Annotated in this window: 25 protein-coding genes; 12 read left to right on the forward strand and 13 right to left on the reverse strand. The window is 62.4% G+C overall.

All coding sequences use genetic code 11. The annotated features are described in order from the left end of the window. Window positions 1-125: 125 nt before the first annotated feature. Window positions 126-887, reverse strand: coding sequence for a hypothetical protein (locus OLZ32_RS09665; protein ID WP_264420747.1), 762 nt, complete (start codon window positions 885-887; stop codon window positions 126-128). Window positions 888-1016: 129 nt separating this feature from the next. Here OLZ32_RS09665 and hisS point away from each other — a divergent pair, with 129 nt between their 5' ends. The 3 genes from hisS to hisG all read left to right on the forward strand — a co-directional run bounded on the left by hisS (window position 1017) and on the right by hisG (window position 4528). Further along, window positions 1017-2537 carry a histidine--tRNA ligase gene (gene hisS / locus OLZ32_RS09670; protein ID WP_264420749.1) on the forward strand — a complete coding sequence of 507 codons (1521 nt, stop codon included), beginning with the start codon at window positions 1017-1019 and terminating at the stop codon, window positions 2535-2537. A 177-nt stretch (window positions 2538-2714) separates the two neighbouring features. Then, window positions 2715-3836 carry an ATP phosphoribosyltransferase regulatory subunit gene (locus OLZ32_RS09675; RefSeq protein WP_028743742.1) on the forward strand — a complete coding sequence of 374 codons (1122 nt, stop codon included), beginning with the start codon at window positions 2715-2717 and terminating at the stop codon, window positions 3834-3836. After that, window positions 3833-4528 (forward strand): ATP phosphoribosyltransferase, encoded by a 696-nt coding sequence (gene hisG / locus OLZ32_RS09680; RefSeq protein WP_012756202.1) that lies wholly within the window; start codon window positions 3833-3835, stop codon window positions 4526-4528. The genes OLZ32_RS09675 and hisG overlap by 4 nt, the downstream gene beginning before the upstream one ends. Window positions 4529-4606: 78 nt before the next feature. Here hisG and OLZ32_RS09685 read toward each other — a convergent pair whose 3' ends face one another. Beyond that, window positions 4607-5044, reverse strand: coding sequence for a DoxX family protein (locus OLZ32_RS09685; RefSeq protein ID WP_011650625.1), 438 nt, complete (start codon window positions 5042-5044; stop codon window positions 4607-4609). A 213-nt stretch (window positions 5045-5257) separates the two neighbouring features. Between OLZ32_RS09685 and OLZ32_RS09690 the strand changes: the two genes are divergently transcribed. After that, the gene (locus tag OLZ32_RS09690; RefSeq protein ID WP_240602044.1) at window positions 5258-5968 is read left to right on the forward strand and encodes a glutathione binding-like protein; all 711 of its coding nucleotides are present in this window, start codon (window positions 5258-5260) and stop codon (window positions 5966-5968) included. A 63-nt stretch (window positions 5969-6031) separates the two neighbouring features. On the opposite strand, the gene OLZ32_RS09695 is transcribed toward OLZ32_RS09690, so the two are convergent. From OLZ32_RS09695 to OLZ32_RS09710, 4 genes are all read right to left on the reverse strand, one after another. Next, the gene (locus tag OLZ32_RS09695; RefSeq protein ID WP_264420757.1) at window positions 6032-6478 is read right to left on the reverse strand and encodes a hypothetical protein; all 447 of its coding nucleotides are present in this window, start codon (window positions 6476-6478) and stop codon (window positions 6032-6034) included. 629 nt (window positions 6479-7107) lie between these two features. Then, complete coding sequence (gene groL / locus OLZ32_RS09700; protein WP_003545786.1) at window positions 7108-8751, reverse strand: chaperonin GroEL; 1644 nt, start codon at window positions 8749-8751, stop codon at window positions 7108-7110. 72 nt (window positions 8752-8823) lie between these two features. Next, a complete protein-coding gene (gene groES / locus OLZ32_RS09705; RefSeq protein WP_003545797.1) occupies window positions 8824-9120 on the reverse strand; it encodes a co-chaperone GroES in 297 nt (98 codons plus the stop codon). Between the two features lie 117 nt (window positions 9121-9237). Then, complete coding sequence (locus OLZ32_RS09710; RefSeq protein ID WP_264420759.1) at window positions 9238-9522, reverse strand: hypothetical protein; 285 nt, start codon at window positions 9520-9522, stop codon at window positions 9238-9240. On the opposite strand from OLZ32_RS09710, the gene OLZ32_RS09715 reads away from it, so the two are divergent. Beyond that, entirely contained in the window at window positions 9515-10363 is an 849-nt protein-coding gene (locus tag OLZ32_RS09715) for a TIGR01459 family HAD-type hydrolase (RefSeq protein ID WP_264420761.1), read from the forward strand. The genes OLZ32_RS09710 and OLZ32_RS09715 overlap by 8 nt on opposite strands. A gap of 31 nt (window positions 10364-10394) precedes the next feature. Next, window positions 10395-11387, forward strand: a complete 993-nt coding sequence (locus OLZ32_RS09720; RefSeq protein ID WP_026160117.1) for a bifunctional riboflavin kinase/FAD synthetase — start codon at window positions 10395-10397, stop codon at window positions 11385-11387. Here OLZ32_RS09720 and OLZ32_RS09725 read toward each other — a convergent pair. Further along, window positions 11376-11810, reverse strand: a complete 435-nt coding sequence (locus tag OLZ32_RS09725) for an RES family NAD+ phosphorylase (RefSeq protein ID WP_003545802.1) — start codon at window positions 11808-11810, stop codon at window positions 11376-11378. The genes OLZ32_RS09720 and OLZ32_RS09725 overlap by 12 nt on opposite strands. A 127-nt stretch (window positions 11811-11937) precedes the next feature. Further along, a complete protein-coding gene (locus tag OLZ32_RS09730) occupies window positions 11938-12348 on the reverse strand; it encodes an antitoxin Xre/MbcA/ParS toxin-binding domain-containing protein (RefSeq protein ID WP_003545804.1) in 411 nt (136 codons plus the stop codon). Window positions 12349-12639: 291 nt separating this feature from the next. Here OLZ32_RS09730 and ileS point away from each other — a divergent pair, with 291 nt between their 5' ends. Both ileS and OLZ32_RS09740 read left to right on the forward strand, forming a co-directional pair. Then, window positions 12640-15531, forward strand: a complete 2892-nt coding sequence (gene ileS / locus OLZ32_RS09735; RefSeq protein ID WP_264420763.1) for an isoleucine--tRNA ligase — start codon at window positions 12640-12642, stop codon at window positions 15529-15531. A gap of 134 nt (window positions 15532-15665) precedes the next feature. Continuing rightward, window positions 15666-16295 carry a hypothetical protein gene (locus OLZ32_RS09740; RefSeq protein ID WP_028743735.1) on the forward strand — a complete coding sequence of 210 codons (630 nt, stop codon included), beginning with the start codon at window positions 15666-15668 and terminating at the stop codon, window positions 16293-16295. A gap of 50 nt (window positions 16296-16345) precedes the next feature. Here OLZ32_RS09740 and OLZ32_RS09745 read toward each other — a convergent pair whose 3' ends face one another. Further along, window positions 16346-16783: a nucleoside deaminase gene (locus OLZ32_RS09745; protein ID WP_041936180.1), complete on the reverse strand. Its 438-nt coding sequence runs from the start codon at window positions 16781-16783 to the stop codon at window positions 16346-16348. Window positions 16784-16873: 90 nt separating this feature from the next. Between OLZ32_RS09745 and OLZ32_RS09750 the strand changes: the two genes are divergently transcribed. From OLZ32_RS09750 to OLZ32_RS09760, 3 genes are read left to right on the forward strand one after another with little or no spacing between them, the layout of a single operon-like run. After that, window positions 16874-18970 (forward strand): pseudouridine synthase, encoded by a 2097-nt coding sequence (locus OLZ32_RS09750; protein ID WP_264420766.1) that lies wholly within the window; start codon window positions 16874-16876, stop codon window positions 18968-18970. After that, on the forward strand, window positions 18951-19511 hold the full coding sequence (gene rsmD, locus OLZ32_RS09755; protein WP_264420768.1) for a 16S rRNA (guanine(966)-N(2))-methyltransferase RsmD: 561 nt from the start codon (window positions 18951-18953) through the stop codon (window positions 19509-19511). The genes OLZ32_RS09750 and rsmD overlap by 20 nt, the downstream gene beginning before the upstream one ends. A 12-nt stretch (window positions 19512-19523) precedes the next feature. Further along, complete coding sequence (locus OLZ32_RS09760; protein WP_003545810.1) at window positions 19524-20405, forward strand: patatin-like phospholipase family protein; 882 nt, start codon at window positions 19524-19526, stop codon at window positions 20403-20405. 5 nt (window positions 20406-20410) lie between these two features. On the opposite strand, the gene OLZ32_RS09765 is transcribed toward OLZ32_RS09760, so the two are convergent. The 4 genes from OLZ32_RS09765 to OLZ32_RS09780 form a co-directional block, all read right to left on the reverse strand. Further along, window positions 20411-20863 carry a copper uptake system-associated protein gene (locus OLZ32_RS09765; protein ID WP_264420770.1) on the reverse strand — a complete coding sequence of 151 codons (453 nt, stop codon included), beginning with the start codon at window positions 20861-20863 and terminating at the stop codon, window positions 20411-20413. Window positions 20864-20876: 13 nt separating this feature from the next. Next, window positions 20877-22250, reverse strand: coding sequence for a PepSY-associated TM helix domain-containing protein (locus tag OLZ32_RS09770; protein ID WP_264420772.1), 1374 nt, complete (start codon window positions 22248-22250; stop codon window positions 20877-20879). 89 nt (window positions 22251-22339) lie between these two features. Next, window positions 22340-22747: a DUF2946 family protein gene (locus tag OLZ32_RS09775; RefSeq protein WP_003545815.1), complete on the reverse strand. Its 408-nt coding sequence runs from the start codon at window positions 22745-22747 to the stop codon at window positions 22340-22342. 90 nt (window positions 22748-22837) lie between these two features. Then, complete coding sequence (locus OLZ32_RS09780; RefSeq protein ID WP_017990420.1) at window positions 22838-24652, reverse strand: monovalent cation:proton antiporter-2 (CPA2) family protein; 1815 nt, start codon at window positions 24650-24652, stop codon at window positions 22838-22840. Window positions 24653-24771: 119 nt separating this feature from the next. Here OLZ32_RS09780 and OLZ32_RS09785 point away from each other — a divergent pair, with 119 nt between their 5' ends. Continuing rightward, window positions 24772-26118, forward strand: coding sequence for a TldD/PmbA family protein (locus OLZ32_RS09785; RefSeq protein ID WP_264420774.1), 1347 nt, complete (start codon window positions 24772-24774; stop codon window positions 26116-26118). Window positions 26119-26120: the final 2 nt, after the last annotated feature.

Consider the following 26120-nt stretch of genomic DNA (forward strand, 5'->3'; position numbering starts at 1 on the left):
GACATTTCCGGCGTTCCCCTTTTCATCAACGATCGACTACTTGCCGTGGGCCTTGAGCCAGGCGTTCATCTCGGCTCGCGGTGAATGCCGGCTGCAACCAAATACTGCCGGCGGTCACATCCTGATCACCAGGCGGCAATGACCTTGTGCTCGATCCTATAATCCTTGCTCTCTTCGCCAAGCGGCGCGACCGGCCATGTCCAAGTTGCTTTTGCCGGCGGCGCTAAAACGCCATGCAGCAGGTCCGCCTCCTCATGCGTCTTGCCGTTGCGGTCGATGACGGCATAGGCGATGTCGGTTACCAGGCAGTTGCGGCAGGGAAGCCCCGACAGTCCGGTCAGATGTGCCGAGACCAGCCTTTCCACCGTGTCTTCAGGCATTCGCCCGGCCTCGGCCTCATGGCGCCGTTTCACGCCGCGGCCGATCTGCGACAACAGGTTGGCGGAAACCACGAAATCGAGATAGGGCACGCCGCGCAGGAAGCCGAGCGGTTCGGGCTCGCGGCCGGCGGCAAGTTCATCATAGCCGGAGAGATCGCGCTCGATCAGCCGGACATTGCGATAGAACTTGGCCGACAGCCACAGGCGCACCGAGGCGAGATGAACGAGATCGACCAGTACGACGGTGTCGAAATCCCGCGCCAGCACCTCGATCGGCACGTCGCGCAACGGGCCGGAGCCGAGGACGACGGCGGTCCGCTTCTGCTTGAGGTCGGCCGTCGCCGTCAGGATCGCCTTCCGGCTCATCTCCTCATGTTCGGCCCAATCCGCCGCACAGCGCCCGGCGCGCGACCAGAGATTGACGGAATAACGGATAAACTTTCGATGCGGCTTGCCGGTCAGCGGCAAGGTCGCGGCATAGAGAAGCGCCTCGGTGATCATGAGCATATCCGCATTTCTGATGATGCCTCTTCGTTCAATCGATTCTCGTCGTGACATCAAGGGCCTTCGCCCTTGCCGCTCCCCGCCCAATCCGCTAGGAAACCGCCACTGTCACAGTCAGTGGAATTGCCGGAAATGAACGACAAGCAGAAGAAACCGCAAAAGCTCAAGGCCCGCCTGCCGCGCGGCTTCGTCGACCGGACGGCCGGCGATATCCGCGCCGTCAACGAGATGACGGCAAAGATCCGGGAAGTCTATGAGCATTATGGTTTCGATCCGCTCGAAACGCCGCTGTTCGAATATACCGATGCGCTCGGCAAGTTCCTGCCCGACAGCGACCGGCCGAACGAGGGCGTGTTCTCGCTGCAGGACGATGACGAGCAATGGATGTCGCTGCGTTACGACCTGACGGCGCCGCTCGCCCGTCATGTCGCCGAGAATTTCAACGAGATCCAGTTGCCCTATCGCACCTATCGCGCCGGCTATGTCTTCCGCAACGAGAAGCCAGGCCCAGGCCGCTTCCGCCAGTTCATGCAGTTCGATGCCGATACCGTCGGCGCGCCTGGCGTCCAGGCCGATGCCGAAATGTGCATGATGATGGCCGATACGCTGGAAGCCCTCGGCATCAAGCGCGGCGACTATGTCATCCGCGTCAATAACCGCAAGGTTCTGGATGGCGTGCTCGAGGCGATCGGTCTCGGCGGCGAGGACAAGGCCGGCCAACGGCTCAACGTGCTGCGCGCCATCGACAAGCTCGATAAGTTTGGCCCGGAGGGCGTGGCCCTGCTGCTCGGTCCTGGCCGCAAGGATGAATCCGGCGACTTCACCAAGGGCGCCGGTCTCGACAAGGGGCAGATCGACAAGGTGCTGTTCTTTGTCGGCATCACGGACTATGCCGAAAGCGCTGTCCGTCTCGCCGAGCTGGTTGCGGGAACCGCCAGGGGTGGCGAAGGCGTCGAGGAGCTGAATTTCATCGGTGCGCTGGTGACCAGCGCGGGCTATGGCCCTGACCGCATCAAGATCGACCCCTCCGTCGTGCGCGGGCTCGAATATTATACAGGCCCGGTCTATGAGGCCGAACTGACCTTCGACGTCACCAACGAAAAGGGCGAAAAAGTCGTCTTCGGTTCGGTCGGCGGTGGCGGCCGTTATGACGGCCTCGTCTCCCGCTTCATGGGCCAGCCGGTTCCGGCGACGGGCTTTTCGATCGGCGTCTCCAGGCTGATGACGGCGCTGAAGAACCTCGGCAAGCTTGGTGCCACCGAGGTCATCGAGCCGGTGCTGGTGACCGTCATGGACGGCGATGTCGAGGCGATGGGCCGCTATCAGAAGATGACGCAGGAACTGCGCGCCGCCGGCATCCGCGCCGAGATGTTCCAGGGCAACTGGAAGAAGTTCGGCAACCAGCTGAAATATGCCGATCGCCGCGGCTGCCCCGTCGCCATCATCCAGGGCGGCGACGAGCGCGCGACAAGCGTCGTGCAGATCAAGGATCTGATCGAAGGCAAGCGGCTCTCCGGCGAGATCGAGGACAATGCCAGCTGGCGCGAAGCGCGCGTCGCGCAGGAGACGGCGCCGGAAGCCGACCTCGTCGCCAAGGTGAAGGAAATCCTTGCCGCCCAGGCCGAGGATCGGAAGCGAGCGGCGAATGCGTAATAAACCCCTCCCCAACCCCTCCCCACAAGGGGGAGGGGCTTTAAGTCGCAACGCTGTGCCCAACTCGGCGGTTGCTTCATCGAGAGCGCTCTCAATTTATTTCGGCGACCGCTGCGGGTTAGTGCCTCCCCCTTGTGGGGAGGGGTTGGGGAGGGGTCTTTTCCCAGGAGCGACACGATGCCCCTGATCAATCTCCCCGAATTCGCCAACGACCTCATTGCCGAATTCATCGAGCGCAACGCCGAGCGCATCGATACGCCTGTCATTCAGCCGGCCGAACCTTTCCTGGATATCGCCGGCGAGGATCTGCGCCGCCGCATCTTCATGACGGAGAGTGAAACCGGCGCCAGCCTTTGCCTGCGTCCCGAATTCACCATCCCCGTCTGTCTGCGCCACATCGAGACGGCGACCGGCACGCCGAAGCGTTATGCCTATCTCGGCGAGGTTTTCCGCCAGCGCCGCGACGGTGCCAATGAATTCTATCAGGCCGGCATCGAGGATCTTGGCGATATCGACCTGTCAAACGCCGACGCCCGCGCCATCGGCGATGCCACTGGCATTCTCGCCCGCCTGCTGCCGGGCCGGCGCTTAGCCGTGACATTGGGCGACCAGGCAGTGTTCGAGGCTGTCGTCCAGGCGCTCGGCCTGCCGCTCGGCTGGCAGAAGCGCCTGATCCACGCCTTCGGCAATATGACGCAGCTGGAAGCACTGCTTGCCAGCCTCGTCAGCCCGCAATTCGTCACCGGGCTGGACGACGATATTGCCAGGCTTGTCGCATCGGGCGACGAGCAGGCGCTGGTCGCCCATCTCGAGCGCGAGATGCAGAAGACCGGCTATTCGACGAATGCCGGCCGCTCGGCCTTGGAGATCGCCCGAAGGCTCAAGGAAAAGCTCATCCTGTCCGAAACGCGCCTCGACGATGCCGCCTTCCATGTGCTGGAAGAGTTCCTGTCGCTCGACGTGCCGCTCGTCAATGCGTCCGCGGCCCTTTCCGGTTTCGCCGATGCTGCCGGCCTGAAACTCGGCAACGCACTCTCGCGCTTCAACGGCCGCGTTGCAGCGCTTTCCAATGCCGGCGTCGATCTTTCCTGCCTCGACTACCGCGCCGCCTTCGGACGGCCGCTCGACTATTACACCGGCCTCGTCTTCGAGGTGACGGTGGAAGGCTCGACCGCGGTTCTGGCCGGCGGCGGCCGCTTCGATCGGCTCCTGACTTTCCTCGGTGCGACGGACCGCATCCCGGCCGTCGGCTTCTCCTTCTGGCTCGACCGTATCGAAACCGAAAGGGCAGCCGCATGACCATCACCATCGCGCTTCCCTCCAAGGGCCGGATGAAGGAAGACGCTTCGGCGATCTTCGAACGTGCCGGCATGACGATTTCTGCGGTCGGCAACGACCGCTCCTATCGCGGCCGCGTCGAAGGCTGGGACGATGTGGAAATCGCCTTCCTTTCGGCTTCCGAAATCTCCCGTGAAATCGGCAACGGCACCGTCGATTTCGGCGTCACCGGCGAGGATCTGATGCGGGAGGGGTTTGCCGAAGTCGACAAGCGCGTCGAATTCTGCGCCCGCCTCGGCTTTGGCCACGCCGATGTCGTCGTCGCCGTGCCGGAGATCTGGCTCGATGTCGACACCATGGCCGATCTCGTCGATGTTGCCGCCGATTTTCGCGCCCGCCACTCCAGGCGCCTTGCCATCGCCACCAAATACTGGCGGCTGACCCAGCAATTCTTTTCGAGCCAGCACGGCATCCAGCTTTATCGCATCGTCGAAAGCCTGGGCGCCACCGAGGGCGCTCCCGCCTCCGGCTCGGCCGATATCATCGTCGATATCACCTCCACCGGCTCGACGCTGCGCGCCAACCACCTGAAGGTGCTCCAGGACGGTGTCATCCTGCATTCGCAGGCCTGCCTGGTGCGCGCCCGCAAGGAGAGCCATGCCGGCGAGCCCGCTGTGCAGGCGATCATCGACGCGGTGCGTGCCGCCCTCTGATCTCAGTCATAAAGGCATAGAAAAACCCGCCGTCGGATGACGGCGGGTTCTGTATGTCCGGAAGGATGTCTGCTGGTGTCAGGCGGCTGCGTAGGCACCGCGGCGGGCGTCGAGCGAGTAGGCGCCTGCGCCATTGGTGGCGAGCATGATATAGGCGCCGGCGAGCGTGATGTTCTTCATGAGATTGACGAAGTTCAGGCCGTTGATCCAGCCGTTAGCGGCAGCCGGGAAATCCGGAACGTTGACCGGCGCAAGGTGGAAGACGAGGCCGGTGAAAACACAGAAGACGGCGAGCAGCCAGCCGACGATGCGGACCTGGAAGCCGACGAGCACGGCAATGCCGGTTGCGAGTTCGAAGAGGCCGGCGAGATAGGCGAGCGCGGTGGAAGCCGGAAGGCCGGCACCGGCGATCATGCCGGCGGTCGAGGCCGGATCGGTCACCTTGCCGAAGCCGGCGAAGATGAACATGAAGGAAAGCAGGATACGGGCAATCAGGATGATGACGTTGTTCGACATGGACGTTGTCTCCGTTTCAAGGACTTTGGAGATCTTGGTGCCCCGGCACCGGTTCGACCTCGGATGCCTCTATGTCGCTTTTTTCTTGCGTTGTGGAAAGGTAAACGGAAGCGGACACTTCGTTCACTAATGTCGAACGATCTCTTTACCGCTGCCCCTGCTTGCCTTTGCCGAGCCCGGTTTTTATGGTCGGCGCCCAACATGGAGAATCCGATGGCAGATCTTTCCGCATTTCCGATCACGACGCGCTGGCCGGCGAAAAATCCCGACATCATCCAGCTCTATTCCCTGCAGACGCCGAATGGGGTGAAGGTCTCCGTCGCTCTCGAAGAGCTCGGCCTCGCCTATGAGCCGCACTATGTTTCCTTCGCCGCCAACGAGCAGAAGTCGACGGAATTCGAATCTCTCAACCCGAACGGCCGCATTCCGGCGATCATCGATCCGAACGGTCCGGACGGAAAGCCGATCGGCCTTTTCGAATCCGGCGCCATCCTGCTTTATCTCGCCGAAAAAACCGGCAAGCTCATCCCTGCCGATGCCGCCGGCCGCTACGAAACCATCCAGTGGGTGTTTTTCCAGATGGCGGGCATCGGCCCGATGTTCGGCCAGTTCGGACATTTCTACAAATTCGCCGCCGACAAGGTCGCCAACAACTCTTACCCGGTGGAGCGTTATCGCGATGAATCCAAGCGCCTGCTCGGGGTGCTTGAAGACCGGTTGAAGGGCCGTCAGTGGATCATGGGCGATCAGTACACGATCGCCGACATCACCACCTTCACCTGGGTTCGCGGTGCCGATATTTTCTATGGCGGCCGCGAGGTTCTCGAATACGCGAAATTTCCCGCCGTCTCGGATTGGCTGGAGCGCTGCATCGCTCGTCCGGCAAGTGCCAGGGGCCTCAACATACCGGTCAAGCCGGAGTAGCGAACGGATCGCCGGAAAGCACGAAGGCCGCCCTCGAGGCGGCCTTTTATCTTGATTTCCGGCCTATCGCCGACTTGTGATCTGCTTTGCGCCTTCCAGCTTGAAGCGCGGAAAGACGAAGACGCCGACCATGCTGCCGCTGAATTTTTCTTCCAGACCGTTAGACTCGCCCATGCAGAAGAGCGGCTGGCGAAAGCCGTTCGGCATAATGATCGTCGTCGAAAAACAGAAGGAGGAGCAGAGCGTCGCCGCCTGCTCGAACAGCTCCAATATGTGGCTGCGGTCCTTGGCATCATAGCAGCGGATCAAGCTTAAAAGTCCGCATTCCCGTGCGGCGAGGCCGTGCAGCATCGCGCTCCACTCGCCGAGACGGAGCATGCCGCTCGAAAAATCTCCAGTCCAGGCTTCGGAAACGGAAAACTGCGCCAACATCTCGTGATTTTGATTGGCGTCATCAAACGAGCCGGGCGTCAAAGGTACGGCTGCATTGGCTCTGGCGATCTTAAACAAGGCGTTCTCCCGTTCGGATGCGGCTCCCGTCGCACGCTCGGCAAACACAAAGAAACAGGATCACGCAGCAGCGGGCATGATGCCCGCGCTTCATCCGGCGATTATTGCCACGGCCATCTGGCCTCCGTAACAGGAGCCCCTCGAAGCCGAACGTTCACGTATCGCCTTCCGCGCTCCGGCCTCGTCTATTGACGAAAAACTATCGCCGGGCGCGCTTTAATTGCAGCGCGGATTTATAGGGGCTTTTGGACAAACGGCAACGGCTTTTTAAGGGGTATTCGGATCGGCCTCATTTCGTGAGATCCCTGCATTTGCGTGCGATTTCGCGAGAAACAGCATCGAAAGATCGTCCTTTGAGGGCTTTGGAAGCGTTTTCATTCCGCGTGAGCCCGGAAATCTTGTCGTAACGCTGTGATCTCTCGCATGTCGGTGGGCTGAGAAAGACGCGGGCAACGCAAGCCTGGCGCAAGCTTCGCGCCTGGGGCTGCAGTAGAGAGCCGGGTAATCGTTTCATCGGCTATGTCAATCGGGCCTGCCGCGAATCGCTTTGCTCAAAAGAAAAGGGCGACCCGAGGGCCGCCCTTCCTATTCCGGATGCCGGAATGGTGGTCAGTGATGGCTTTCGCCGATCACATCATGTCCATTCCGCCCATTCCACCCATGCCGCCCGGCATGCCGCCGCCAGCCGATTCTTTCTTCGGCAGTTCGGCGATCATGGCTTCGGTGGTGATCAGCAGCGATGCGACAGAAGCAGCGTTCTGCAGCGCCGTGCGAACGACCTTGAGCGGATCGACGATACCCATGGCGATCATGTCGCCATATTCAGACGTCTGGGCGTTGTAGCCGAAGTTGTCTTCGTTCTTGTCGAGGACCTTGCCGACAACGATCGAGGCTTCGTCGCCTGCGTTTTCAGCGATCTGACGAACGAGCGACTGCAGGGCGCGGCGAACGATGTTGATGCCGGCTTCCTGGTCGTCGTTTGCACCTTTGACGGTGATCTTCGTGGAGGAGCGGAGCAGAGCGATACCGCCGCCGGGGACGATACCTTCCTGAACGGCAGCGCGGGTCGCGTTGAGCGCGTCGTCGATGCGGTCCTTCTTTTCCTTCACTTCGACTTCCGTCGAGCCGCCGACGCGGATGACGGCAACGCCGCCGGCGAGCTTGGCAAGACGTTCCTGCAGCTTCTCGCGGTCGTAGTCGGAGGTGGTTTCTTCGATCTGGGCCTTGATCTGGGCAACACGGCCTTCGATGTCGGTCTTGGCGCCCGAACCGTCGACGATCGTGGTGTTTTCCTTGGAGATCGAAACCTTCTTGGCACGGCCGAGCATGTCGAGCGTGACGGATTCGAGCTTGATGCCGAGATCTTCGGAGATGACAGTGCCGCCCGTCAGGATGGCGATGTCTTCGAGCATGGCCTTGCGGCGGTCGCCGAAGCCAGGAGCCTTGACGGCAGCAATCTTCAGGCCACCGCGCAGCTTGTTGACGACGAGCGTTGCCAAGGCTTCGCCTTCGACGTCTTCAGCGACGATGAGGAGCGGCTTGCCGGTCTGAACGACGGCTTCGAGAACCGGGAGCATCGACTGCAGGTTCGAGAGCTTCTTCTCGTGAAGGAGAATGAAGACGTCTTCGAGGTCGGCGATCATCTTTTCCGGGTTGGTCACGAAGTAGGGGCTGAGGTAGCCACGGTCGAACTGCATGCCTTCGACGACTTCGAGTTCGGTTTCGGCAGTCTTGGCTTCTTCAACCGTGATGACGCCTTCGTTGCCGACCTTCTGCATGGCTTCAGCAATGTCGAGACCGACCTGCTTGTCGCCATTTGCGGAGATCGTGCCGACCTGGGCGACTTCTTCCGAAGTCGAGATCTTCTTGGCCTTGGCCTGGAGATCCTTCACGACGTCAGCGACAGCGAGGTCGATGCCGCGCTTCAGGTCCATCGGGTTCATGCCGGCTGCAACGGCCTTGTTGCCTTCGCGAACGATCGCCTGGGCAAGAACGGTAGCCGTCGTGGTGCCGTCGCCGGCGATGTCGTTGGTCTTCGAAGCAACTTCGCGGACCATCTGTGCGCCCATGTTTTCGAACTTGTCTTCGAGTTCGATTTCCTTGGCGACCGAAACGCCGTCCTTGGTGATGCGCGGAGCGCCGAAGGACTTGTCGATGATGACGTTACGGCCCTTCGGGCCGAGCGTGACCTTGACTGCATCGGCGAGAATGTCGACGCCGCGCAGCATCTTTTCGCGCGCGGTGCGGCCAAACTTGATTTCTTTAGATGCCATATTCTTAACTCCTGAATTCGAGTTGTTCGGGCAAAAGGCCCGTCAGCCATTTCGGGAAAGCAGGTCGGCCGATCAGCCGATGATGCCCATGATGTCGGCTTCCTTCATGATCAGAAGGTCTTCGCCGTCGATCTTGACTTCGGTGCCGGACCACTTGCCGAACAGGATGCGGTCGCCAGCCTTGACGTCGAGTGCGACGACCTTGCCGGACTCATCGCGCGCGCCGGAGCCGACGGCGACGATTTCGCCTTCCTGCGGCTTTTCCTTGGCGGTATCGGGAATGATGATGCCGCCCTTGGTCTTGGCTTCGGACTCAACGCGGCGAACAACGACGCGGTCGTGAAGGGGGCGGAAGTTGGTGCTTGCCATTGTCTAATCCCTCGATCGAATGACATTCGCGGACCGGAGTGGCCCACATGGATAGATGTTAGCACTCCCTTGCGGTGAGTGCTAGCGACGAGCATTTAGGGATGGCTCCGAGAGGAGTCAATGAGAGCAATCACGAATTTTTGTGCCGGAATTGTGAAGAGGCCGGAGAATAGTCGAAGATTGCGGCCGAAACCCGGGTGCTGCCGAACTTTGCCGAACTCGTCCGCCGTCGGCGATCTGCCGCTTGACGATAATCGTCAAAACCCTTTGCCCTTCTGCTCTGCCGGACCGCCGTTCGAGTTCTTCGCATCGGCCCGGCAGCGAAGAAAATGCCTTGCCATCGCCTTGCGCCTTTGCAATGTCACCGGTGACTGAAGCAAATTGGGAAATCGGAATGGCCAAGCGGATAGAAAACTTCTCGGAGATATCAGGTCACTATGATGTGGTGCTCTGCGATGTCTGGGGCGTCGTTCACAACGGCGTCGATCCGTTCCCGAAGGCGGCCGCAGCCCTTGAAGCGGCAGGCGACAGCGGCCTCGCCGTCGTCCTCATCACCAATTCGCCGCGCCTTTCCTGGCAGGTGGTCGAGCAGCTGCGCCAGATCGGCGTTCCCGACAGCGCCTATGACAGGATCGTCACCTCTGGCGACGTCACGCGCGGTTTGATCGCAGAAGGGCCGAAGACCGTCTTCCTGCTCGGCCCCGAGCGCGACAAGGCGCTGCTCGAAGGCATTGGCGTCGAGCGCCGGCCGGCGGGCGAAGCGCAATCGCTGGTCTGCACCGGCTTTTTCGACGACGAGACCGAGAAGCCGGAGGATTACACCGACATGCTTCTCGATTTCAAAGCCCGCGACGTGCCGATGATCTGCGCCAATCCCGACCTCATTGTCGAGCGCGGCCATCGCATCATCCCCTGCGCCGGCGCCATGGCCGCCTATTATGAGCAGCTTGGCGGAAAAACCCGCATCGCCGGCAAGCCGCACCGGCCGATCTACGAGGCGACGCTAGCGGCTGCCCGCGAGCTTCGCGGCGATTTCCCGGTCGACCGCGTGCTGGCGATCGGCGACGGCATGCCGACCGATGTGCGCGGCGCCTTGAATTACGGCCTCGACCTCCTCTACATCAGCGGCGGTATCCACGCTAAGGAATATACTCTCAACGGCGAGACCGACGAGGCGATCCTCAACGCCTATCTCGAACGGGAAAACGCCGCGCCGAAGTGGTGGATGCCCCGCCTTGCATGAAGACACGCCTTGCATGAAGAGAAGCCAGCCGATGACCGTCTTCCACCGCAATGAAACCCGCGAACCCCTACCCCCCCATCTGAAGGGCGGCGTCATTGCCATCGGCAATTTCGATGGCGTGCACCGCGGCCATCAATCGGTGTTGAGCCGGGCGCTGGAGATCTCCAAGACGCGCGGTATCCCCGCTTTGGTGCTGACCTTCGAGCCGCATCCGCGCACGGTCTTCCGACCGCAGACACCGGTCTTTCGCCTGACGCCGGCGCCGTTGAAGGCCCGGATCCTGGAAACGCTGGGTTTCAGCGCCGTCATCGAATATCCCTTCGATTACGAATTTTCGCAGCGCTCGGCCGATGATTTCATCCATTCGATCCTGAAGGATTGGCTCGGCGCCTCCGAAGTCGTCACCGGCTTCGATTTCCATTTTGGCCGCGGCCGCGAGGGCGGTCCGGCTTTCCTGATGAATGCCGGCCATACCTATGGCTTCGGCGTCACCCTGATCGATGCCTTTCGCGACGAAAACGCCGATGTCGTCTCTTCGAGCCATATCCGCGCGCTGCTGAAGGAGGGCAATGTCAGCGAAGTCGCCGGCATGCTCGGTTACCGCTATACGGTGGAAGCCGAGGTGATCGATGGCGAAAAGCTCGGCCGGCAGCTGGGTTTTCCCACGGCCAACATGCGCCTGCCACCGGAGGTCGATCTTGCCGCCGGCATCTACGCCGTCCGCTTCCGTCGCCAGGACGGCACGCTCCACGATGCCGTCGCAAGCTACGGTCGCCGCCCGACGGTGACGGAAAACGGCGCACCGCTGCTCGAAACCTATCTTTTCGATTTCAGCGGCGATCTCTATGGCCAGCTCTGCTCCGTCTCGTTCTTCGGCTATCTCCGCCCTGAGCTGAAATTCGACGGCCTCGATCCGCTCGTCGCCCAGATCAAACGAGATGAGGAAGAGGCGAGGGCACTGCTTGCGGGTGTTAAGCCAATCGGCGCTCTTGATCGGAAACTCTGCTTTTCCTCAGCGCAATAGCCGGCTGTCGAAAGGATAACGGATCGTTTTTTCGATTGCCAGGCGCGACGCGTCCGGATGACGCGGATTGATGAGAATATTCGTGGCCTCTGGCATGATTGCCGATGGGACGCGCAGGAGACAGAAATCATTGTCTTCCAGTAATTTGCTGCCACGGTCGCGCGTCAGGCTGGTCTGGTTGATCGCAGCAGGATCGATCCCGATATCGAGGACTTCGATGTTATCCGGGCAATGGATTTTCAGGAGCTGAAAATCTCTCGGAATTTGATGCAGATCGACCTGTACCAGAATTTCGAGGAGCGCAGTCGACGGGTGATCACAGCAATAGACGACGGGAATTCCCTGATGATGCCATCGTCCCGGTGCAAGCAGCCCGCCGCGTCCGGAAAGATCGGTATAATTCGAGATTCGCCATAAGATCATCGCTTAAAGCAATTCCAGGAAAAGTGCGAAGCGGTTTTCCCAGGCAAAGCGCGAAGCGCTTGCCCGGGAATTGCGTAAAAACAGAAGGTTAGAGCGGTTCTGCGTTTCCATGAAAAATTGAACCGCTCTAGACGTAAATCCCGTGGTCGATCTGGTGCAGGGCCTGCTCGACGAGGCGGGCGCCGGTTTCCGATTCCAGCAGATCGATCGGCGCGATGCCGTCCATTCCGCGATTGGGCTTGCGCAGCCAATCGAACGCAACGGCTCCGTCGCCGAAAATGCGCTTAGCCATCTCGGCAATCCGCACGATACGCAATGCGCCGTCGTTTTCCTCGACCGTCAGCGGCTCGCCGTTCGCATTGCGTCTCGCCAGAGTTCGGCGCGGTGCGACGAAACGATATATTTCCTCCACGGAAAAGCCGAGCTCTGTCAATTTCAATGCCATCGCTCCATCATAAACCTGGACGGAGCCGTGCGAAGCGATCTCGAGGCGCTCGCGTATGGTCATCGATTCTGACGTCTGAAGAAAACCGAGCATTGCCAACCTCTGTGCCACTTGCCCCAATATATATGCGCATTTGGCGCTATCTTCAATTGCTTCCGTTGTGGCAAGCCGGCCTCTTCCTTTTCCCGGCAAAAACGCCTATGAACCGGCGCGATGAAGAAATATCGGCTGGCAATGATGATGCGAATTATCGGCCCGGCCTTCCGCGCGCGCTAAGCGGCCGGAAGGTCCGGGTTTTTGGCGCTTGGATACGAGCGCTTCCGTCACCAGCTATTTCACGCCCGTTGCGCCCCTTCCTGGGCCGCCAGAAAACGATTGTCAGACATGACCGACACAGCCGAAAAGATCGACTATTCGAAGACCCTCTATTTGCCCGAGACCGACTTTCCCATGCGCGCCGGCCTGCCGCAGAAGGAACCGGAACTCGTCAAGCGTTGGCAGGAGATGGGTCTCTACAAGAAACTGCGCGCGTCTGCGGCCGGCCGCGAGAAATTCGTCCTTCACGACGGCCCGCCCTATGCCAACGGCAACATCCATATCGGCCACGCGCTGAACAAGATCCTCAAGGACGTCATCAACCGTTCGTTCCAGATGCGCGGCTACGACGCCAATTACGTGCCCGGCTGGGATTGCCACGGCCTGCCGATCGAATGGAAGATCGAAGAAAAATACCGCGAGAAGGGCAAGAACAAGGACGAGGTCCCGGTCAACGAATTCCGCAAGGAATGCCGTGAATTCGCCGCCGGCTGGATCAAGGTCCAGGCGGAAGAGTTCAAGCGCCTCGGCATCGAGGGTGACTTCGACAATCCCTATACGACGATGAATTTTCACGCGGAATCGCGTATCGCCGGCGAACTCCTGAAGATCGCCGCAAGCGGTCAGCTTTATCGCGGCTCCAAGCCGATCATGTGGTCGGTGGTCGAGCGCACGGCGCTGGCCGAGGCCGAGGTCGAATACCAGGATTATGAGAGCGACACGATCTGGGTGAAATTCCCGATCGTCGAAGGTCCGGTCGCGCTCAAGGATGCGTTCGTGGTCATCTGGACGACCACGCCCTGGACGATCCCCGGCAACCGCGCGGTCTCCTTTTCCGCGCGGGTCTCCTACGGTCTCTACGAGGTGACGGCCGCCGAGAACGATTTCGGACCGCGTCCGGGCGAAAGGCTGATCTTTGCCGATAAGCTGGCCGAGGAATCCTTCGCCAAGGCCAAGCTGCAGTACAAGCGCTTGAGCGATGTCTCTGCGGCCGACTTCGCAGCGATGACCTGCGCGCATCCCTTCAAGGGTCTCGACGGCGGCTATGAATTCCGCGTGCCGCTGCTCGAAGGCGACCACGTCACTGATGACGCCGGCACCGGCTTTGTCCACACCGCACCCAGCCACGGTCGCGAAGACTTCGATGCCTGGATGTCGGCTGTCCGCACGCTTGAGGCCCGCGGCATCGACACCAAAATCCCGTTCCCGGTCGACGACGGCGGCTTCTATACCGCCGACGCTCCCGGCTTCGAGGGCGCCCGCGTCATCGACGACAACGGCAAGAAGGGCGATGCCAACGACCGTGTCATCAGGGAGCTGATCGCCCGCGGCGCGCTCTTTGCCCGCGGCCGTCTGAAGCACCAGTATCCGCATTCCTGGCGCTCGAAGAAGCCGGTCATCTTCCGCAACACGCCGCAATGGTTCGTCTATATGGACAAGACCCTTGCCGACGGCACGACGCTGCGTTCGCGCGCGCTGGGTGCGATCGACGATACGCGCTTCGTGCCGGCCGCCGGCCAGAACCGCCTGCGCGCCATGATCGAGGGCCGTCCGGACTGGGTGCTGTCGCGCCAGCGCGCCTGGGGCGTGCCGATCGCCGTCTTTGCCGACGAGCAGGGCGAGGTCCTGGTCGACGAAGCCGTCAACGCCCGCATCCTCGAAGCCTTCGAACATGAGGGCGCCGATGCCTGGTTTGCCGAAGGCGCCAAGGAGCGTTTCCTCGGCAATGACCACGACCATTCCCGCTGGACCCAGGTCATGGATATCCTCGACGTCTGGTTCGACTCTGGCTCGACGCACACCTTCACGCTCGAAGACCGCCCGGACCTGAAGTGGCCGGCCGACCTTTATCTCGAAGGTTCCGACCAGCATCGCGGCTGGTTCCATTCGTCGCTGCTGGAATCGGCGGCCACCCGCGGCCGTGCGCCTTACAATGCCGTCCTCACCCATGGTTTCACCATGGACGAGAAGGGCGAGAAGATGTCGAAGTCGAAGGGCAACGTCACAGCACCTCAGGAAGTGATGAAGGATGCCGGCGCCGATATCCTGCGCCTCTGGGTGATGACCTCGGATTATGCCGACGACCTGCGCGTCGGCAAGACAATCATCCAGACCAATGTCGATGCCTATCGCAAGCTGCGCAACACCATCCGCTGGATGCTCGGCACGCTTGCCCACGACAAGGGTGAGGAGATCGCGCTTGCCGATCTGCCGGAGCTGGAGCAGCTGATGCTGCACCGGTTGGCCGAACTCGACGAGCTGGTGCGCGAGAACTATGACACCTTCGACTTCAAGAAGATTGCCCGTGCGCTGATCGATTTCGCCAATGTCGAGCTTTCGGCCCTCTATTTCGATATCCGCAAGGATGCGCTCTATTGCGACGCGCCGTCGAGCCTGCGCCGGCGCGCCAGCCTGCACGTCATCCGTCAGATCTTCGATTGCATGGTGACATGGCTTGCCCCGATGCTGCCCTTCACCACCGAGGAGGCCTGGCTGTCGCGCAACCCGTCCGCCGTTTCTGTGCATCTGGAGCAGTTTGCCCCGGTCGCAAAGGAATGGCGCAACGATGCCCTGGCCGAGAAGTGGAAGAAGATCCGTGCAGTGCGTTCGGTCGTGACTGGTGCCCTGGAAATCGAGCGCAAGGACAAGCGCATCGGCTCGTCGCTGGAAGCGGCTCCTGTCGTCCATATCGCCGATCCGGAATTGCTGAAGGCGCTGGAAGGCCAGGACTTCACCGAAGTCTGCATCACCTCGGCAATCGAGATCAAGGCCGGCGAAGGACCGGTGGATGCCTTCCGCCTGGCGGAGGTGCCGGAGGTCAGCGTCGTGCCGAAGCTTGCAGAGGGCGAGAAATGCGCCCGCTCCTGGCGCATCACCAGGGATGTCGGTTCCGATCCGGAATATCCCGATGTTTCGGCCCGCGACGCCGCTGCCCTTCGCGAACTTGCCGCGCTCAAGTGAAGAATATTGCCGGATGAATTGCGCTTTCGCGGTTCATCCGGTAAAAGCTGCCTGAAAATGGCCGGATTTTTGCGTCAGGGGGACGGTTGTCCGGTTTGGGCGAGGATTGCACCGGCAGGGCTGGAAGGGTTTTCATGTTAGCAACGCATTGGTTCCGTATGGGCGCCTGCCTGTCTGTTGTAGTGGCGGGATGTTCCCTGGTGTCCGGTTGTGCCAGCAGCCCGACCTACGGCACCGACAAGACCGCCATGGAGCAGTTGACCGACGATCTCGGCCAGTCCGTGTCGTTGACCGGCCCGGACCCGAAGAACAAGGGCGTCAAGTACACGCCGCGTCCGACGCTGGTGCTGCCGGCGCAGGCGCAGAAAGAGACCCTCGTTGCGCCGCAGCAGACGGTCGCCAACAAGGACAATCCGCAATGGCTTGAATCGCCGGAGGAGACGCGTGCTCGTCTCGTTTCGGAAGCCGACGCGAATTCGGACAATCCGAATTACCGCTCGCCTCTCGCAAGCTCTGCGATCGAAGGCGGCCGGCGCACGACGGAAGCCCAGACCAAGGCCTATCGTGAAGCCCGTGCCCTGCAGAAGGGCTCCTATGTCGACCAGCGCCGCTATATATCCGATCCGCCGCCCGGCTACCGCACCGTCGACGATCCGGCAAAGCTCGATGATGTCGGCGAGCCCGAGCTCAAGAAGCAGAAGAAGCGCAAGAAGGATGCAGCTGTCGCCAACACCGGCAAACAGTGGTGGAACCTCCTGCAATAGCTTTTTTTGCGCGCCGGCAAGGATGACGGCGCCGCGCAGAGGCGCTGGGATTACGGCGCCTCTCTCCTTTGCGAAAAGAACTTTCGCAGCAGATCGGCCGATTGGACCTCGTTGAAGCCGGAATAGACCTCCGGGGCGTGGTGACAGGTCGGCTGCCCATAGAATCGCACGCCATTGTCGACGGCGCCGCCTTTCGGGTCCTCGGCGCCGTAATAGAGCCTGCGGATACGCGCAAACGAGATGGCTGCCGCGCACATGGTGCAAGGCTCCAGCGTCACGTAGAGATCGGCGCCGACAAGACGTTCCTGTCCGAGCGCTTCGCAGGCGAGCCGGATCGCGGCGATTTCGGCATGCGCGGTCACGTCTTTGAGCTCGCGCGTGCGGTTTCCCGAGCGTGAGACGGCAATATCGTCGACAACGACGACGGCGCCGATCGGCACCTCGCCGCGTTCTCCGGCGGCACGCGCTTCTTCGAGCGCCATCTCCATGAAACGATTTGTCTTCACGATCGCAAGAATTTCCACTTAACCGCAGATGCGTGACCTGATAGACAGGCCCAAAAGGCAGGCAAACAACAAATGACACCCAAAGACAAGCCAAAACGCCCGGGCGCAAAGCCCCTTTCACGGGATATCAGGTCGAAAGCCGGCCCGAAGGCGGACGGCGAGAAGCCGGCAAAGCCTGCGGCCGCCCGCGCGGTCGCCGCCGAGACCGATGGCGAGGCCAAGGCCGAACGCATTTCCAAGGTGATGGCGCGTGCCGGCGTCGCCTCCCGCCGCGACATCGAACGCATGATCATGGAAGGCCGTGTGACGCTGAACGGCAGGGTTCTCGAAACCCCCGTCGTCAACGTCACGCTCGCCGATCGCATTGAGGTCGACGGCGTGCCGATCCGCGGCATCGAGCGCACCAGGCTGTGGCTTTATCATAAGCCGGCGGGCCTGGTGACCACCAATGCCGATCCGGAAGGCCGCTCGACCGTGTTCGACAACCTGCCGGAAGAACTGCCGCGCGTCATGTCGATCGGCCGCCTCGATATCAACACCGAAGGCCTGCTGCTCTTGACCAATGACGGCGGTCTCGCCCGCGCGCTCGAGCTGCCGGCGACCGGATGGCTGCGGCGCTACCGCGTCCGCGCCCATGGCGAGATCGATCAGGACGCGCTCGACAAGCTGAAGGACGGCATTGCCGTCGACGGCGTGCTCTACGGCTCGATCGAGGCGACGCTCGACCGCACGCAAGGCTCGAACGTCTGGATCACCATGGGTCTTCGCGAAGGCAAGAACCGCGAAATTAAGAACGTGCTCGGCGCGCTCGGCCTCGACGTCAATCGCCTGATCCGCATTTCCTATGGCCCGTTCCAGCTCGGCGACCTACCGGAAGGCCATGTCGTCGAAGTGCGCGGACGCACATTGCGCGACCAGCTCGGCCCGCGCCTCATCGAAGAAGCCAAGGCGAATTTCGACGCGCCGATCTACAATGCGGCGGCGGTCGCTGCCGAGGAAGAGGCAGAGCCCGCAGCACCTGAAAAGCGCGAGCGTCCGCGCCGCGACGAGGACAAGCGCGAACGGGCGCTGAGCCGCCTCGACACCAAGCGCGACGACCGCCACGGTGGCGCGCGCAAAGAGGACGATCGCCGCGACGGCGGCCGCAGGGACGACGAGAAGCCGAAGCGTCCCCAGCCGCTCGGCCAGCGCCGCAGCGCCAATGTCTGGATGGCGCCGGGCGCCCGGCCGCTCGGCGAAAAGGCCGCGGCGAAAGCCGCCAAGAATGCGCAGACGGCGCGCCGGCGCGGCGAGCAGGCGCCGGCAAAGAATGATCGCATCGAGGATCGCCCGCGCACCCAGGTGAATCGCGTGCGCGAAGAGGATGGCGAGTGGATCCGCTCGAGCGAAGAGCCCCGTCGCAAGGATGAGGGCGAGGGCTTCGGCCGCAAGCGCGGCTTTGGTGATCGCCCCGCCCGCGAAGACCGCGGTTCTGGCGACCGCCCGGCGCGCGGCGAACGGCCGTTCAGTGATCGTCCCTCGCGTGGGGATCGGCCCTTCGGCGACAAGCCGCGCGGTGATCGCAAGCCGCGTACGGATGGTGACGAGCGTCCTCGTGCCGCGAGAAGCTCCGCAGGTGATGCCCGTTCGGAACGTCCGCGCGGCGACCGGCCGTTCGGTGATCGTCCCCCGCGTGGGGATCGTCCCTTCGGCGACAACCCGCGTGGTAGTCGCAAGCCGCGTACGGATGGCGACGAGCGTCCTCGGGCCGCGAGAAGCTCTGCCGGCGAGGGCCGTTCGGAGCGTCCGCGCGGCGACCGGCCGTTCGGTGATCGTCCCCCGCGTGGAGACCGGCCCTTCGGCGACAAGCCGCGTGCTGATCGCAGGCCGCGCGAGGACGGTGACGAACGCCCGCGGGCAGCCAGAAGTTTTGCCGGCGAGGGCCGCTCCGAGCGTCCGCGCGGCGAAAGATCGTTCGGCGACAAGCCTTCGGGTGACAAGCCTCGTGGCAAGGGCTTTGCGGCAAAGCCTGGTGGGACCAAACCTGGTGGGGCCAAGAGTTTTTCCGGCAAGCCGAAAGGCGCCAAGCCGGGCGGTGAAAGGCCGGGCGGCGATAGGCCTGCGGGCGGGCCGTCCAGAGGTGGTGCTAAAGGAAAGGGAATGACGCGCGGTGCGGATCGTCGGCGGTGAGTTTCGCGGACGGCCTCTCGCCGTGCCAAAATCCAACGAGATCCGGCCGACTGCCGACCGGACGCGCGAGAGCCTGTTCAATATATTGAGCCATGCCTATCCGGAATGCGTCGATGGCACCCGGATTCTCGACCTCTTTGCCGGCACCGGCGCCGTCGGGCTCGAAGCCGTTTCACGCGGCTGTCGCCATGCGCTCTTCGTCGAAAACAGCGTCGAGGGCAGGGCGCTGCTCTGGGAGAACATCGATGCGCTCGGCCTGCATGGCCGCACGCGCATCCTGCGCCGGGATGCGACCGATCTCGGCAGCGCCGGCAATCTCGACCCCTTCGACGTGCTCTTTGCCGACCCACCCTATGGCAAGGGTCTCGGTGAGAAGGCGATGGCGGCGGCGGCCGAGGGCGGCTGGCTGCGGCCTGGCGCAATCGCGGTGCTCGAAGAACGCGCCGATATTGTCGTTTCCGTCCATCCTGCCTATGTTTTCCTCGAAAGCCGCATCTTCGGCGATACGAGGGTGCATTTCTTCCGATATCAGCCGCAATAAGCGGGGGCGGGCGTGCAGCAGGCAGAGATCATCAGCCCGAAATTGCCTGCGATCAGCGATGTGCCGACGGTCGCCGTCGCTTTTGGCGGCGGCGGTGCGCGCGGACTTGCCCATATCCATGTCATCGAGACGCTCGATGAACTCGGCATCCGCCCGGTGGCGGTATCAGGCTCGTCGATCGGCGCGATCATGGGCGCCGGCATGGCGGCTGGCATGTCAGGCGCCGAAATCCGCGAACATGCGCTGACGACCGTCGGCAACAAGACGGCCGTCGTCGCCCGCATCTGGGGCCTGAGGCCGGCGACGGTGCGCGATGCGGTGGCCAAGGGTATCCGCATCGGCCAGTTCAATCTGGAGCGGATCCTCAAGGCCTTCCTGCCGTCCGAGCTGCCGGCCCGCTTCGAGGATCTGCTGGTCCCGATGAAGGTGATCACCACGGATTATTACGGGCAGTGCGAAGTCATCATCGAACAGGGCGAACTGTTTCCCGCACTCGCGGCCTCTTCCGCCATACCCGCCGTCTTCATGCCGGTGCGCCTGCGCGACCGGGTGATGATCGACGGCGGCATCAGCAATCCGGTGCCCTATGAATGCCTGATGGATCTTGCCGACATCGTCGTCGGCATCGATGTCGTCGGCGCGCCGGAAGGCGACGGCACCCATATTCCGAACCGTATGGAGAGCATCTTCGGCTCCGGCCAGCTGATGATGCAGACGGCGATCTCGCTGAAGTTGAAGCTTCGCCCGCCGCATATCTTCCTGCGCCCGACCGTCGGCCGCACCGGCGTCATGGATTTCCTCAAGGCCCGCGAAGTCCTTGCCATGTCCGTCGGCGTCAAGGACGATCTGAAGTTCGCCCTTGACCGGGAAATTGAGGCTCGGCTGAAGCGCTAGCTGCGTCACTGGGCATGGCCCTCATGGCCGGCATGACCCCCGCCGTTTGAAGCCTCATTCATCATCACCGTGCCCTCGAAGCTTGAGAAGAGCGCAAGCGCGGAAGAATCGAGGCCGGTCTCGGCATCCTTCAGTTTCGCAGCCAGCCCGGCGGCGTCATCTCCGGAAAGCCCGACTGTCTCCAGTGTCCCGGCATCCTTCAGGCTGTCGCCGCTGCAGAAATAGATGCTCCAGCCGTGATGCGTCTTCTTCATCAGGGCCCGTCCGCCGCGTCCGTCCTGCCGCCAGCCGACGATCGCCCAATCGGCCTGAACCACGACCGGGGCGATATCGAGCGGCTTGTCTGGCCTTTCGAACATCACCTTCAGCCTCGCCGGGATCGCCTGTTGCGGATCGTCATCCGCAGATGCGATGGATGCAAGCAGCACGCCGGCAAGAATAGCGATGATCTTCTTCATCTGATGGCCTCCCTCAAGCGAGAACACGTTTCAACAACGGTACGAACCGCACGACGATCTGGTCGAAGGCGATCATGACGAGAATCGCGAGCCCGCTCATCGGGAAGGTGACGGCGAAGATCCCGACTATCACCCACAGGCCGTAATAGATCGAAGGCTTTGGCGGCATGGGCGGCACGCCGAGGCGGCCGATCGGGCGCCGTTTCCACCACATGACGACGGCGGTCACGCAGCTGAGCACAATTGCAAGGCATGTTGCGAGCATCAGCAACTGGTTGAAACGCCCCCATTCCTGTCCCTGGTGGACATTGATGCCCCACTCGATCGCTTTGCCGAGGAACGGATATTGATCGAAGCCGATATCGATCAATGGTTTGCCGGAATACTGGTCGATATGGAGGGTGCGTTCGTCGGTAAGATCGTCGGGAAAGAGCGAGGCGGTATAGACGCCCGTCTCGTCGGAGGGGATCGCCACGTCGAAGCCTGGCGCCATTCCCAGCCGTTTGGGGATCTCCACCGCTTTGTCGAGGCCGATTGGCTTGGCTGATTGCGCTGCGGCGATATCGGAAAGCGGGACCGGCGCCTTCTCGACGATCCAGCCGCTGTTCGGAAGGATATCCTCGGTGACTTTTCGCGACTTCGGCACGTCGTCCCAGAGCTGCACCGGATAGCCGAGGCCGTGTTCGGTCAGCCAGGCATTGGCGTTCGCCCCCCAATAGCCCGACCATGGCATGCCTGACATCGCAAGGAAGAAGATCAGGACACCGGCGAAGGCACCGGTCACGGCATGCAGGTCGCGCCAGAAAACGCGGCGGCCGGGCGTTCCCCGCACGCTGACAACGCCGCCCGTCTGGCGTCGCGGCCACCAGAGATAGATGCCGGTGACGACGAGCACCATGGCAAAGCCGCCGGTGATCTCGGTCAGCCGGTTCGTTATGGTGCCGAAATAGGCGAGGCTGTGGATGCGCTTGACGACATAATTGAACTCGTCGGTCGATCCGACCACATCGAGCACCTTGCCGTCATAGGGGTTGACGAAGACCAGCATCGAGCCGGCATCGCTGGAGAGGGTGACGATGGCCGATCGCTCGGGCAGGACCGGGTCCTTGTAGGATGTTGCGGTTGAGCCCGGCGCGGCGGAGGCGGCGATCTCTGCGATCCGCTCCGGCGACAGCGCTTCGCCAGCCGGCTGGACACTGTAGCGGTAGCCAAAGAAGGTGCTGTTGATCTCGTCCTTGAAGAGATAGAGCGATCCGGTAACGGCCAGATTGAGCAGGAAGGGTATGACGAGAAGCCCGGCAAAGAAATGCCAGCGCCAGATCGCACGGTAGAGCGAAACGCCGTTTGCCGCGTCCTCTGCCGGTTCGGCAGCAGTAATGGTCGACATGAGAATGGATCCGTATCCACGACCGACGGCACGCATGCAGGTCGGCCGGCGTTGAAAGGCGCGTCACGGCGCCTGCCGCTACGCGAAGTTCAGGCAGGGATCGGATCGGAAGGAGGAGCCCGAGGACCGGTATTGGGTGGGAAAAGCTGGCGATGGAAGGCCTCAGCCCGGATCGGCAGTTCAACCGCAGCCGCAAAGGGTATGGCAGCACCGGCGATGTCCGTCGGCGCCGGCAGGAGGATGGCGGCGCTGATCCGGCAGGCTTCGCAACCGTGCGAATGCGCCTTGTCGTGCTGGCTCTGACCGGATGTGTCCGTCGTGGTGACGCAAAGCGTCGGCAGTGACCCGTCCGGAAGCACATATTGGCCGAGTTCAGCCGGATCAAATTCGCCAGCCGCTGCGGCGGGCACCTGATGGGCGAAGCCGACGAACACCAGTGCGACCGCGCACAGGATGCGCAGCGCCCATTGTTCGATCTGTCTCGTCCGTCTGATCAAGTTTCCCTCTTGGATCGCTCCGATCGCGCGTTTGATAAACGTCGCCCCCTTGATATTCAATGCGTCAATTTCGCAATCAGGTCGGGGCGATCAGGCGTCCGCCGTCGCATCTGCGGTTCCGGCCAGCGGATCGTCCTCGAAGGGATCGGCGGCGCGTTTCGGCTTGACCAGCGGTTCGGGGCGGACAGGGTGGGAAAACAGCATGTCGCGCCCGGCCTGCAGCCCTTCGGACACCTGCAGCACCAGGCGCGCCTCGTCGCGTTTGCGGATATCCTCGCCGATTTCGTAGGCGTCGACCTCGGAAACGCCGAGCGCCTCCAGCGTTCGCCGTCCAAAGAGCAGGCCCGATTCCAGCGTTTCACGCAGCTCGTAGTCGACACCCTTGTTGCGCAGTTCGATCGAATGGATGCGGTCGTAGGAGCGCACGTAGAGCCTTGTGTGCGGATAGTCGGCCTGCACCAGTTCCACCACCTTGTCGGTGATTTCCTTCTTCTGCGTGCAGACGAGCACGATCTTCGCCCGGTCGATGCCGGCCGAGCGCAGCACATCCTTGCGGGCGCCGTCGCCGAAATAGATGCGGAAGCCGAAGGAGGAGGCCTGGCGGATGCGGTCGGCCGAAAAATCGATGACGGTGACGCTGCGCCCGCCGGCAAGCAGGATCTGGGCGGCGATCTGGCCGAAACGGGAGAAGCCGACCATCAGCACGTCGGCGCCGGCGCCCTCGAAATCCTCGTCCAGTTCCTCCTGTTCGTCGCCGTTGAGCAGCCGCTTCGAAAGGGCCGCCCCGATCGGCGTCAGTGCCATGGACAGCGTGACGATTGCGATCAGCAGCGAGGCCGTGCTCGTCGACATCAGCCCGACCGCACCTGCCGCGGTGAACAGCACGAAGCCGAATTCGCCGCCCTGCGGCAGCAGGAAGGCGATGCGGATCGCATCGTTGTGCGGGGAGCCCGAGATCCGGCAGAGCCCATAAATGATGATCGCCTTGACGGCCATGATGATCGGTACGGCGACGATGACGAAGAGCGCGTTGTCAGCGAGGACGTCGAGCTCCAGCGACAGGCCGACGGCGATGAAGAAGATGGCGAGCAGCACGCCGCGGAACGGCTCGATATCCGCCTCCAGCTCGTGCCGGTAGGAAGATTCGGCAAGCATCACGCCGGACAGGAAGGCGCCCATCGCCATCGAAAGCCCGGCAAGCTGCATCAGGCTCGCCGATCCCATGACGACGAAGAGGGCAGCCGCGATCATCGCTTCGCGCGCGCCGGTCCGGGCGATGATCTGGAAAAGCGGCGTCAGCAGGTAACGCCCCATGACGATCATCGCCGCAACCGCGCCGACGGCCACGGCGAAATCCATCAGCGGCGCGTTGTTGCCCTTGTCGCCGCCGTCGAGGATGGTGATCAGTGCCAGCAGCGGCACGATCGCCAGGTCCTGGAACAGCAGCATCGAAAAGGAGCGCTGCCCGTATCTCGTATTGACGTCGCCGTCGCCCTCGAGGATCTGCATGGCAAAGGCCGTCGAAGACAGCGCCAGGCCGAAGCCGGCAACGATGCTGCCGCGCCAGTCGAGAACCTGGGAAAACCAGGCAAGTGCGGTCAGCGCCAGCCCCGTCACCACCACCTGCGCCGTGCCGAGGCCGAAGATGTCGCGCCGCATCTGCCAGAGGCGGGTGGGTTTCAACTCCAGCCCGATGATGAAGAGCAGGAAGACGACGCCGAGTTCGGCGACGGCGAGGATCTGTTCGCCATCGGTGATGCCGTGGAAGACCGGGCCGATGACGATGCCGGCGGCGAGATAGCCAAGCACCGTGCCGAGCCCGAGTTTCTTGAAGATCGGAGCGGCGACCACCGCCCCGCCAAGCAGCAGGATCGTTTCGGAAAAAAAGGCATTGGACGCTGACATGCTGACAATTTCTTTCGACGGCGGGGAGCAAGCAGGCAGCCCTGATAAAGAATCGGTGACGGCGGCCTTGATGCTTGGGAGAGTGCACAATAAATGGAAGCCGAAGGAAAGGCCAAATCATGTCCTCTGAAATTGATTCCTCGACACTTCTTTCCCGTGCAAGTCAATTGATCGATCTGGCAAGGAAGGCAGGGGCCGATGCCGCCGACGCCGTCGTCGTCCGGTCGCGCTCGCAATCGGTCAGCGTCCGCCTCGGCAAGGTCGAGGGCACGGAATCTTCCGAAAGCGACGATTTTTCCCTGCGCGTTTTCATCGGCCAGCGCGTCGCCAGCGTTTCGGCCAATCCGGGCTTCGATCTTCAGGCGCTGGCAGAACGCGCCGTCGCCATGGCCAAGGTTTCCCCGGAAGATCCCTTCGCCTGCCTGGCGGATGAGGCGAGCCTTTCGAGATCCTATCCCGACCTGCAATTGCTCGACACCACCGAGGTTTCCTCCGAGATGCTGCGCGAGGCGGGTCTTGCCGCTGAAGCCGCAGCCCTTGCGGTCAAGGGGGTTACCAATTCCTCCGGCGCCGGTGCGTCGGCCGGCATGGGCGGCCTCGTTCTTGCCACCTCGCACGGTTTCGAAGGCAGCTACATGGCCTCGCGTTTCGGCCATTCTGTCAGCGTGATTGCCGGCGAAGGCACCGGCATGGAGCGCGATTATGATTATGACAGCCGCCTCTATTATGCCGAGCTCGACGATCCCGCTGAAATCGGCCGTCGCGCCGGCGAACGGGTGATCAAGCGCGTCAACCCGCGCCAGGTGCCGACCGGCAAGGACGTCACCGTCATCTTCGACCCGCGTGTCGCCCGCGGCTTCGTCGGCCATATCGCCGGTGCGATCAATGGTGCTGCCGTCGCCCGCAAGTCCAGCTTCCTGCGCGACAAGATGGGCCAGCAGGTGCTGAAGTCAGGCCTGTCGATCACCGACGATCCGCTGATCGTGCGCGGCCCTTCCTCGCGGCCCTTCGACGGAGAGGGCGTGTCCGGCGAGCGGCTGGTGATGATCGAGGACGGTGTTTTGAAGCACTGGTTCCTCTCGACCTCGACCGCGCGCGAGCTCGGCCTCGAAACCAACGGCCGCGGCGTGCGCGGCGGCACCGCTGTCTCGCCCTCCTCCACCAACCTTGCGCTGGAACCCGGCGACATCTCGCCGGAGGATCTGATCCGCAGCGTCGGCAACGGTTTTTATGTGACCGAATTGATCGGCCACGGCGTCAACATGATCACCGGCGAATACAGCCGCGGCGCCACCGGCTTCTGGATCGAGAACGGCGAACTCACCTTCCCGGTCTCCGAGGTGACGATCGCCTCGAACCTCAAGGAGATGTTCATGCGCCTGACGCCGGCAAACGACATCGACCGGAAGTTCGGCGTCGCGGCCCCCACCTTCGCCATCGAAGGCATGACGCTTGCCGGACGCTAGAG

The organism is Rhizobium acaciae (assembly GCF_025941625.1).
Taxonomy (GTDB): Bacteria; Pseudomonadota; Alphaproteobacteria; order Rhizobiales; family Rhizobiaceae; genus Rhizobium; species Rhizobium acaciae.

Bases quoted from the DNA above. Each gene is read 5' to 3' on its own strand.
- OLZ32_RS09665 (WP_264420747.1), bottom strand. From the start codon at position 887: ATGCTCATGATCACCGAGGCGCTTCTCTATGCCGCGACCTTGCCGCTG.
- hisS (WP_264420749.1), top strand. From the start codon at position 1,017: ATGAACGACAAGCAGAAGAAACCGCAAAAGCTCAAGGCCCGCCTGCCG.
- OLZ32_RS09675 (WP_028743742.1), top strand. From the start codon at position 2,715: ATGCCCCTGATCAATCTCCCCGAATTCGCCAACGACCTCATTGCCGAA.
- hisG (WP_012756202.1), top strand. From the start codon at position 3,833: ATGACCATCACCATCGCGCTTCCCTCCAAGGGCCGGATGAAGGAAGAC.
- OLZ32_RS09685 (WP_011650625.1), bottom strand. From the start codon at position 5,044: ATGTCGAACAACGTCATCATCCTGATTGCCCGTATCCTGCTTTCCTTC.
- OLZ32_RS09690 (WP_240602044.1), top strand. From the start codon at position 5,258: ATGGCAGATCTTTCCGCATTTCCGATCACGACGCGCTGGCCGGCGAAA.
- groL (WP_003545786.1), bottom strand. From the start codon at position 8,751: ATGGCATCTAAAGAAATCAAGTTTGGCCGCACCGCGCGCGAAAAGATG.
- groES (WP_003545797.1), bottom strand. From the start codon at position 9,120: ATGGCAAGCACCAACTTCCGCCCCCTTCACGACCGCGTCGTTGTTCGC.
- OLZ32_RS09715 (WP_264420761.1), top strand. From the start codon at position 9,515: ATGGCCAAGCGGATAGAAAACTTCTCGGAGATATCAGGTCACTATGAT.
- OLZ32_RS09720 (WP_026160117.1), top strand. From the start codon at position 10,395: ATGACCGTCTTCCACCGCAATGAAACCCGCGAACCCCTACCCCCCCAT.
- OLZ32_RS09725 (WP_003545802.1), bottom strand. From the start codon at position 11,810: ATGATCTTATGGCGAATCTCGAATTATACCGATCTTTCCGGACGCGGC.
- OLZ32_RS09730 (WP_003545804.1), bottom strand. From the start codon at position 12,348: ATGCTCGGTTTTCTTCAGACGTCAGAATCGATGACCATACGCGAGCGC.
- ileS (WP_264420763.1), top strand. From the start codon at position 12,640: ATGACCGACACAGCCGAAAAGATCGACTATTCGAAGACCCTCTATTTG.
- OLZ32_RS09740 (WP_028743735.1), top strand. From the start codon at position 15,666: ATGTTAGCAACGCATTGGTTCCGTATGGGCGCCTGCCTGTCTGTTGTA.
- OLZ32_RS09745 (WP_041936180.1), bottom strand. From the start codon at position 16,783: ATGGAGATGGCGCTCGAAGAAGCGCGTGCCGCCGGAGAACGCGGCGAG.
- OLZ32_RS09750 (WP_264420766.1), top strand. From the start codon at position 16,874: ATGACACCCAAAGACAAGCCAAAACGCCCGGGCGCAAAGCCCCTTTCA.
- OLZ32_RS09765 (WP_264420770.1), bottom strand. From the start codon at position 20,863: ATGAAGAAGATCATCGCTATTCTTGCCGGCGTGCTGCTTGCATCCATC.
- OLZ32_RS09770 (WP_264420772.1), bottom strand. From the start codon at position 22,250: ATGTCGACCATTACTGCTGCCGAACCGGCAGAGGACGCGGCAAACGGC.
- OLZ32_RS09780 (WP_017990420.1), bottom strand. From the start codon at position 24,652: ATGTCAGCGTCCAATGCCTTTTTTTCCGAAACGATCCTGCTGCTTGGC.
- OLZ32_RS09785 (WP_264420774.1), top strand. From the start codon at position 24,772: ATGTCCTCTGAAATTGATTCCTCGACACTTCTTTCCCGTGCAAGTCAA.